This is a genomic window from Streptomyces albidochromogenes (assembly GCF_005981925.1).
In the GTDB taxonomy this organism is placed as follows: domain Bacteria; phylum Actinomycetota; class Actinomycetes; order Streptomycetales; family Streptomycetaceae; genus Streptomyces; species Streptomyces albidochromogenes.
Genome location: NZ_VBVX01000289.1, coordinates 1 through 7,911 on the forward strand (window position 1 = coordinate 1; position 7,911 = coordinate 7,911).

9 protein-coding genes and 1 tRNA gene are annotated in these 7,911 nt (G+C 68.0%); 5 read left to right on the forward strand and 5 right to left on the reverse strand.

Features of this window, described 5'->3' with window-relative positions; genetic code table 11:
• Window positions 1–221 precede the first annotated feature (221 nt).
• Entirely contained in the window at window positions 222–974 is a 753-nt protein-coding gene (locus tag E2E34_RS27555; RefSeq protein WP_138904605.1) for an MBL fold metallo-hydrolase, read from the forward strand.
• 69 nt (window positions 975–1,043) lie between these two features.
• On the opposite strand, the gene E2E34_RS27560 is transcribed toward E2E34_RS27555, so the two are convergent.
• Together E2E34_RS27560 and E2E34_RS27565 are read right to left on the reverse strand one after the other, a co-directional pair.
• A complete protein-coding gene (locus E2E34_RS27560) occupies window positions 1,044–2,309 on the reverse strand; it encodes a PTS transporter subunit EIIC (RefSeq protein WP_138904606.1) in 1,266 nt (421 codons plus the stop codon).
• A 237-nt stretch (window positions 2,310–2,546) separates the two neighbouring features.
• Window positions 2,547–3,818 (reverse strand): PTS transporter subunit EIIC, encoded by a 1,272-nt coding sequence (locus E2E34_RS27565; protein WP_138904607.1) that lies wholly within the window; start codon window positions 3,816–3,818, stop codon window positions 2,547–2,549.
• Window positions 3,819–3,981: 163 nt separating this feature from the next.
• On the opposite strand from E2E34_RS27565, the gene E2E34_RS27570 reads away from it, so the two are divergent.
• From E2E34_RS27570 to rdgB, 4 genes are all read left to right on the forward strand, one after another.
• The gene (locus E2E34_RS27570; protein ID WP_268245854.1) at window positions 3,982–4,272 is read left to right on the forward strand and encodes a PTS sugar transporter subunit IIB; all 291 of its coding nucleotides are present in this window, start codon (window positions 3,982–3,984) and stop codon (window positions 4,270–4,272) included.
• Window positions 4,273–4,395: 123 nt separating this feature from the next.
• Window positions 4,396–5,127 carry a ribonuclease PH gene (gene rph / locus E2E34_RS27575; RefSeq protein WP_138904608.1) on the forward strand — a complete coding sequence of 244 codons (732 nt, stop codon included), beginning with the start codon at window positions 4,396–4,398 and terminating at the stop codon, window positions 5,125–5,127.
• A 138-nt stretch (window positions 5,128–5,265) separates the two neighbouring features.
• Complete coding sequence (locus tag E2E34_RS27580) at window positions 5,266–5,664, forward strand: hypothetical protein (RefSeq protein ID WP_138897413.1); 399 nt, start codon at window positions 5,266–5,268, stop codon at window positions 5,662–5,664.
• An 11-nt stretch (window positions 5,665–5,675) separates the two neighbouring features.
• A complete protein-coding gene (gene rdgB, locus E2E34_RS27585; RefSeq protein ID WP_138904609.1) occupies window positions 5,676–6,278 on the forward strand; it encodes an RdgB/HAM1 family non-canonical purine NTP pyrophosphatase in 603 nt (200 codons plus the stop codon).
• A gap of 54 nt (window positions 6,279–6,332) precedes the next feature.
• Here rdgB and E2E34_RS27590 read toward each other — a convergent pair.
• The 3 genes from E2E34_RS27590 to E2E34_RS27600 all read right to left on the reverse strand — a co-directional run bounded on the left by E2E34_RS27590 (window position 6,333) and on the right by E2E34_RS27600 (window position 7,794).
• Window positions 6,333–6,408 (reverse strand) — tRNA-Leu (locus E2E34_RS27590).
• A 52-nt stretch (window positions 6,409–6,460) separates the two neighbouring features.
• Window positions 6,461–7,123, reverse strand: coding sequence for an HNH endonuclease signature motif containing protein (locus tag E2E34_RS27595; RefSeq protein WP_138904610.1), 663 nt, complete (start codon window positions 7,121–7,123; stop codon window positions 6,461–6,463).
• Complete coding sequence (locus tag E2E34_RS27600) at window positions 7,123–7,794, reverse strand: HNH endonuclease signature motif containing protein (protein ID WP_138904611.1); 672 nt, start codon at window positions 7,792–7,794, stop codon at window positions 7,123–7,125. The genes E2E34_RS27595 and E2E34_RS27600 overlap by 1 nt, the downstream gene beginning before the upstream one ends.
• Window positions 7,795–7,911 lie beyond the last annotated feature (117 nt).

Here is a 7,911-nt window from a genome sequence, read left to right on the forward strand (position 1 = left end):
CGCGAGTACCACCACGGCGACCAGCGCCACCCACCAGGACGTGTCCATCCCCCGACCGTACCGGCGCACCGCCCGCCCCGCGCGCGCCGCCCGAACCGGTGACAACGCAGGTGAGTTCCCCCACAACGCCCCGCCATCAAGGAGCGACCGGCTCGCTCGCGCCTTACGCTCGACGAACCCGCACGAACCCTCCCCGTCCCTGTTACGGAGGTTCACGCTCCATGAAGCTCACCGTCGTCGGCTGCTCAGGGTCGTTCCCGTCCGCGGAATCGGCCTGCTCGAGCTACCTCGTCGAGGCCGACGGCTTCCGGCTGCTTCTCGACCTGGGCAACGGCGCCCTGGGCGAGCTGCAGCGCCACGTCGGTCTCTACGACATCGACGCCGTCTTCCTCAGCCACCTGCACGCCGATCACTGCATCGACATGTGCGGCTACTTCGTCGCGCGCTACTACCGCCACGAGGGCGGCCGCGCCCCCGCGATCCCCGTGTACGGCCCCGAGGGCACCGAGCAGCGCCTCACGACGGCGTACGCCGACACGCCGACCGAGAAGTCGATGGCCGAGGTCTTCGAGTTCCACACGCTGAAGTCCGGCGTGTTCGACATCGGCCCCTTCTCGGTCCGCACGGAGAAGGTGGCGCACCCGGTCGAGGCGTACGGCATCCGGATCGAGCACGGCGGCAGGTCCCTCACGTACTCGGGCGACACCGGCGCCTGCGCGGCCCTCCAGGAACTGGCCGACGGCGTCGACCTGTTCCTGTGCGAGGCGTCGTTCACGTACGGCAAGGAGGACATCCCGGGCCTCCACCTCAACGGCCGCGAGGCCGGCGAGTGCGCCGAGCGGGCGGGCGTCGGCCGGCTGGTCCTCACGCACATCCCGCCGTGGACGGACCCGGAAGTGAACCTGGCCGACGCGCGGGCGGTGTACGGCGGCCCGGCGGAACTGGCGGTCGCGGGCGCGGAGTACGACGTCTGAGATACGCGGACACGGCAGAGGGCCCCGGACCGCTCTGCCGGTCCGGGGCCCTCGCGCGTACGGCCCGGCTTACTTCGCCTCGGCCTTCCGCAGCTCGGCGATCTCCTCGTCGGACTCGCGGCCCGGCGTCGGCAGGTTGAACTTCGTGATCGCGAAGCGGAAGACCACGTAGTAGACGGCCGCGAAGCACAGGCCGACCAGGAGCAGCATCCACGGCTTCGTCGCGATGCCGATGTTCAGGCCGAAGTCGATCGCGCCGGCCGAGAAGCCGAAGCCGTCCTTCATGCCGAGACCCCAGGTCAGGGCCATGGAGACACCGGTCAGCACCGCGTGGATCGCGTACAGCACCGGCGCGATGAACATGAACGTGAACTCGATCGGCTCGGTGACGCCCGTGAAGAACGACGTCAGCGCGAGGGAGAGCATCATGCCGCCGACGACCTTGCGCCGCTCGGGGCGGGCGCAGTGCACGATCGCCAGGCAGGCTGCCGGGAGGGCGAACATCATGATCGGGAAGAAGCCGGTCATGAACTGTCCGGCCGACGGGTCACCGGCGAGGAAGCGCGCGATGTCGCCGCTCTTGCCGTCGTACGTACCGGCCTGGAACCACGGGAACGAGTTCAGCAGGTGGTGCATGCCGACCGGGATCAGCGCGCGGTTCGCGACGCCGAAGATGCCCGCGCCGACGGCGCCGGAGCCGACCAGCCACTCACCGAAGTTGTGCAGACCCGTGCCGAGGACCGGCCAGATGAATCCGAAGACGATGCCCACGACCAGGCCGGCGAAGGCGGAGAGGATCGGGACGAGACGGCGGCCGCCGAAGAAGCCCAGCCAGTCCGGCAGCGTCTTGCGGTAGAACTTCTGGTACAGCAGGGCGACGACGATGCCCATGACGACGCCGCCGAGCACCTTGGCGTCGACCGGGGCCTCCGTCATGACGATCTTGTTCTCGACCACCTTCGCCACCTTGGGCAGGTTGGGGTCGGTGAAGGTCGCCAGGACGTTCTTGAAGACGAGGTAGCCGGTGACGGCCGCGAGCGCGGTCGAACCGTCCGACTTCTTCGCGAAGCCGATCGCGATGCCCACGGCGAACAGCAGCGCCATGTTGTCGAGGATCGCGCCGCCGCCCGCGGCCATGTAGCCCGCGATCTTGGTGATGAACTCGGGGAACGACTCGCGGCCGAGCATGTCGGCGTTGCCGAGCCGGACCAGGAGCGCCGCCGCGGGCAGCACCGCGACGGGCAGCATCAGGCTGCGGCCGATGCGCTGCATGACAGCCATCGCGCCGGCGCCCTTCTTCTTGGGGGCCGCGGGGGCGGCGGTGTCCGTGGACATCATTTCCTCCATGGGGCAAGGCGCCGCCAGGGGGAAGCAGGGGGACGGCGGCGTCTCGGGGCACATCGCGGCGCATCGCCACGTGGTCTACACCACTCAGTGGTGTAGACCTGTTTTAGCACGGTGAAGGACGGATAAGGAACCCGCGATTCCAGTGCTCCGGAACACATCCGCCCAGGCACGGCGAAAGCCCCCGGACCGGACGGGTCCGAGGGCCTTGCGCGGCGGCGTGGAGGGCTACTTGACGCTCTCCTCCTCCGCCTCCTTCTCGATCTCCTCCGGTTCGCGGCCCGGCGTGGGGATGTCGAACTTCGTGATCAGGAAGCGGAAGACCACGTAGTACACGACGGCGAAACACAGACCGATCGGAATGATCAGCCACGGTTTGGTGTCCAGATGCCAGTTGACGACGTAGTCGATCAGACCGGCCGAGAAGCTGAACCCCGCGTGCACGCCCAGCGCCCACGTGATCGCCATCGAGGCGCCCGTCAGCAGCGCGTGCAGCCCGTACAGCAGCGGCGCCGCGAACATGAAGGAGAACTCCAGCGGCTCGGTCACGCCCGTGACGAACGAGGTGAGACCCACCGAGATCATCAGCCCCGCCACCCGCTTGCGGTGTTCGGGGCGGGCGCAGTGCGCGATGGCCAGGGCGGCCGCCGGGAGGCCGAACATCATGATCGGGAAGAAGCCCGACATGAACTGGCCGGCCGACGGGTCCTCGGCGAAGAACCGCGTCAGGTCACCCTGGACGACCTTGCCGTCCGCCGTCCGGTACTCACCCGCCTGGAACCAGAAGAAGGTGTTCAGGAACTGGTGCATCCCGATCGGGATCAGCAGCCGGTTGGCGACACCGAAGATGCCCGCACCCCACGCACCCAGGTCGATCAGCTGCTTCGAGAACCAGGTCAGCGCGTCACCCACCGGCTCCCACAGCAGCCCGAACAGCACCCCGAGGATCACGCAGAGGAACGCCATGATGATCGGCACGAGCCGCCGGCCGTTGAAGAAGCCGAGCCAGTCCACCAGCCGGGTCCGGTGATAGCGCTGCCAGACCACCGCGGTCAGCAGCCCGATGAGGATGCCGCCCAGTACGCCCGGATTCTGCGGCGTCCCCTCCGGCGCCAGCTTGGTGACCGAACCATCGACGGGGAAGGCCTTCAGTACGCTGTGGTAGACCAGGAATCCCGCGACCGCCGCGAGAGCCGTCGAACCGTCCGCCTTCTTCGCGAAGCCGATCGCGACCCCGATGCAGAACAGCAACGGCAGACCGAATGCCCCGTCCAGGATGGATGTGCCGCCCAGCGTCAGGACCTTGGCGGTCTTGTCCCAGAACGCGCCGTCCAAATACGCCGAGAACAGGTTGCCGAGGCTGACGAGCAGACCGGCCGCCGGCAGGACCGCGACCGGCAGCTGGAGGCTCCGGCCGACCTTCTGCAGTCCCTGGAAGAGGCCGTTCCACCACTTGCGCTGCCGCTTCTGCCCCGGCGCGGCCCCGGCGTCTGAACTCATCGGCGTCCTCCCGGAACAAGCCAGGTTTGGCGGGCGTCGCATACTGGTGTAGACCAGTTGCCGTACGGTCCGGAGCCCGGCCGGAAGACAGGGCGCCGGTGATCGCCATCATTCGGTACAGGGCGGTTACTCGCCCGCGAAGTTGGGCCAACCGTGAGTTACCGTGGCAAAGCGGCCACGGTCGGCCGAGACTTCCGCTTGGAACAACAGGGAGAAAGACATGGCCAGCAAGGCTGAGAAGATCGTCGCCGGGCTCGGCGGTATCGACAACATCGACGAGATCGAAGGCTGCATCACCCGCCTGCGCACCGAGGTCCACAACCCGGACCTCGTCGACGAGGTCGCCCTCAAGGCCGCCGGCGCCCACGGCGTCGTCAAGATGGGCACCGCGATCCAGGTCGTCATCGGAACGGACGCCGACCCCATCGCCGCGGACATCGAAGACATGATGTGAAGCGCCCGTGACACCGCCGTGAGGGGCCCCGACCGGACACCCGCGCCATTCCAGCCAAGCGCGGACCCCGAACCGGAACGGGCCCCTCACGCATGGGCGCGCCCGGCCGCTAGGCTCCACCCCATGTCTCGAATCGACGGCCGCACCCCCGAACAGCTCCGCCCGGTCACCATCGAACGCGGATGGAGCAAGCACGCCGAGGGCTCCGTCCTCATCTCCTTCGGTGACACCAGGGTCTTCTGCACCGCCTCCGTCACCGAAGGCGTCCCGCGCTGGCGCAAGGGCAGCGGCGAAGGCTGGGTCACCGCCGAGTACTCGATGCTGCCCCGCTCGACCAACACCCGCGGCGACCGCGAATCCGTACGCGGCAAGATCGGCGGACGCACCCACGAGATCAGCCGCCTCATCGGCCGCTCCCTGCGCGCCGTCATCGACTACAAGGCACTCGGCGAGAACACCATCGTCCTCGACTGCGACGTACTCCAGGCCGACGGCGGCACCCGTACCGCGGCCGTCACCGGCGCCTACGTCGCCCTCGCCGACGCCGTCGCCTGGGCCCAGACCAAGAAGATCGTCAAGGCCGGACGCAAGCCGCTCACCGGCACCGTCGCCGCCGTCAGCGTCGGCATCGTCGACGGCGTCCCGCTGCTCGACCTCTGCTACGAGGAAGACGTCCGCGCCGAGACCGACATGAACGTCGTCTGCACCGGCGACAACCGCTTCGTCGAGGTCCAGGGCACAGCCGAAGCCGAGCCGTTCGACCGCAAGGAACTGAACGCCCTCCTCGACCTCGCGAGCGGCGGCTGCGCCGACCTCACCGCCATCCAGACCCAGGCCCTCGCCGGAACCCTCTGACTCCCGCGCGCCGCGAGCAACCGCGGAGACCCGTTCCGGCGTCTCCCAGAGCACGGGCGTACGGGCCGAACCGTACGCCCGTCCGCACACCCGTACCCGCACACCGCACACCCGTTGAACCTGGGGGAGGACCGCTCCATGCGCAGTCGCCGTAGCAGCCGTACCAGTCGTGTCGCACTCGCCGTCGCCACCGCCGCGGCGCTCACCGGACTCGTCGCCGGCTGCGGAGCCCTCGACAAGGCCATGGACTGCGTCAAGACCGCCGACGCCATCGCCACGAGCGTCGACAAGCTGTCCACCGCCGTGTCCACCGCGGCCGACGACCCCACCCAGCTCAACGAGGCGCTCAACGACATCGACAGGGAACTCACGAACCTCGACGACACCACGGACAACGCCGACCTCTCGAAGGCCGTCGACGACCTGAACAAGGCCGTCGACAATGTCCGCACCGCCGTCGAGAAGGGCGACGAGACGCCCGACATCGGACCCGTCACCGACGCGGCCACCGAGATCGGCAAGGTCTGCACCCCGTAGATACTGGGAGCATGACCCGCCTGATCCTCGCCACCCGCAACGCCGGGAAAATCACCGAGCTGCACGCGATCCTCGCCGACGCAGGTCTCGACCTGGACCTCGTCGGCGCGGACGCCTACCCCGAGATCCCCGACGTCAAGGAAACCGGCGTCACCTTCGCCGAGAACGCGCTCCTCAAGGCCCACGCCATGGCCAAGGCCACCGGCCTGCCGGCCGTCGCCGACGACTCCGGCCTGGCGGTCGACGTCCTCGGCGGGGCCCCCGGCATCTTCTCGGCCCGCTGGTCGGGCACCCACGGGGACGACAAGGCGAACCTCGACCTGCTCCTCGCCCAGCTCGCCGACATCGCCGACCCGCACCGCACGGCTCACTTCGCCTGCGCGGCGGCCCTGGCCCTCCCCGACGGCACGGAACGCGTGGTCGAGGGCCGCCTCCAGGGCACCCTGCGCCACACCCCGGCCGGCACGAACGGCTTCGGCTACGACCCGATCCTCCAGCCGGACGGCCACACGGTGACCTGCGCGGAACTGACCCCGGCGGAGAAGAACGCCATCAGCCACCGAGGCAAGGCATTCCGAGAGCTGGCCCCGGTGGTACGGGAGCTGCTGGGGTGAGGTGTCTGCGTCGACGGCTCGGCTCGCGGGTGTGCGAGCCGAGCCGCCGTGGTTTGGTGCGCCCGGTCGGATTCGAACCGACAAACACGACCACCTAAAGATCGCCGCTCAGCCCTTGGCGTACAGGCGCATGCACCACGGCCACTTTACTGGTCGAAGCCGACTGCTGTGAGGGAGGCAGACTATGAGCTCCGCCGGCGGCCACCTCGGCACCACGTCTTGGTGATCGCGTGACAGTTGGGGCACAGCAGCCTGAGGTTCTCGGCGCGGTCGTCGCTCCAGTCACCGTTGATGTGGTCGACCTCCAGTGTCATCGGCCTTCCGAGCCACACGGGCCCGGTGCCGCACTCGTCGCACTGCTCGGGAACGCCTGTCTCGAAGAGTGCGCGCCGCAAGAGGGTGGTCTTCGTGCGCCGCTTGCCGTCGTGCTTCGTCAGCACGGCCGCAGCCTTTCTGACAGGGGCCGGTGATGGCTTACCTCGCTGATGGCCCTGCCCGAGAAGGTGCTCTGTGGGGATGGCATCCTGCGCCATCCACAGTTTCAGCAGTGCTCGCTGGCTTCCACTGTCTGGCCGACCAAGGCGCCGCAGAATATCGGCGATGGAGACAGCTGCGGCCACCGCTTCGCTGAGCTGTTCGCGGCTCGGTCGCGAGCCACCTCTGTGGTAGCCGCGCTGCTTGAAGTGCGACACGTCGATGCCGAAATGGGCGAATCGCTTGAACAAGTACCGGCGCAGGTGACCGTACGGACGCGTCTTGAAGAGCGCGATCACTTCGTCCATGTTCGAGCAGCACCCCGCTGCCTCGGCGAGCCGCTCGCGTGTGTACTTCTGAACCCGGCTCATTAGCCATCTCCGCGCTGTGACACCCGAACCGTGCGCCCTTTACTGCGGCCGCGATAAGAGTCAGTGGCCGAATGACAGTTCGGGCACAGGAGTCGCAGGTTGTCGAGGCAGTTGTTCCGCCAGTTGCCGTCGATGTGGTCCACCTCGAGAGGGAGGGGGTGTCCGCGCCACACTGGTTCCGTCCCACAGAGCGCGCAGCTGTCTGGCGTACCGAGGTCCAGCATCGCTCGCTTGAGCCGCCCACTCTGCTCCCGGCGGGCGTTGGTGGGATCCTGCTGGGTAAGCACCTCCTGTGCCGTACGGCGGCGTCGTGTTTCGCGCCTTCCGGTGCTGACGCGTGGATCGAAGTGCGAGGTGTCGATGCCGAACGCCTTTACTCTGCGGCTGATATGGGTGTGGTGGCCGCCCACGACATCGAGCCCGAGCCGGCGCAGGACGTCGCACATGTTCGTAGACGCGGCGACGACGGGTTCGAGGACCTCTTTGGTCCATCGCGCACCTTCACGCTCGAAGTGAGAGGTGTCGACGCCCAACTTCTTCATGCGTCCGTGGACGTAGCGCCGCGACGGACTCCTCGGGTCCACCTCCAGCTTGATCAACGCTTCGGAGAGCGTTCGCGACGAACTCGCGGCCCCCGCAAGGCGTTCACGCGTGTAAGGGCTTACCGGCATGTTCCCCTCCGTATTCGGCCGTTTGTGCAGGACCTCGTACAGACAAACGAGCCGGTTATCGGATGGTTACTGTCTCTTATACCCATCTGACGCTGCCGACGATCGCATAAGTGGAGA

Coding starts and splice junctions, on each gene's coding strand:
- E2E34_RS27555 (WP_138904605.1), top strand. CDS start 222: ATGAAGCTCACCGTCGTCGGCTGCTCAGGGTCGTTCCCGTCCGCGGAA.
- E2E34_RS27560 (WP_138904606.1), bottom strand. CDS start 2,309: ATGTCCACGGACACCGCCGCCCCCGCGGCCCCCAAGAAGAAGGGCGCC.
- E2E34_RS27565 (WP_138904607.1), bottom strand. CDS start 3,818: ATGAGTTCAGACGCCGGGGCCGCGCCGGGGCAGAAGCGGCAGCGCAAG.
- rph (WP_138904608.1), top strand. CDS start 4,396: ATGTCTCGAATCGACGGCCGCACCCCCGAACAGCTCCGCCCGGTCACC.
- E2E34_RS27580 (WP_138897413.1), top strand. CDS start 5,266: ATGCGCAGTCGCCGTAGCAGCCGTACCAGTCGTGTCGCACTCGCCGTC.
- rdgB (WP_138904609.1), top strand. CDS start 5,676: ATGACCCGCCTGATCCTCGCCACCCGCAACGCCGGGAAAATCACCGAG.
- E2E34_RS27595 (WP_138904610.1), bottom strand. CDS start 7,123: ATGAGCCGGGTTCAGAAGTACACACGCGAGCGGCTCGCCGAGGCAGCG.
- E2E34_RS27600 (WP_138904611.1), bottom strand. CDS start 7,794: ATGCCGGTAAGCCCTTACACGCGTGAACGCCTTGCGGGGGCCGCGAGT.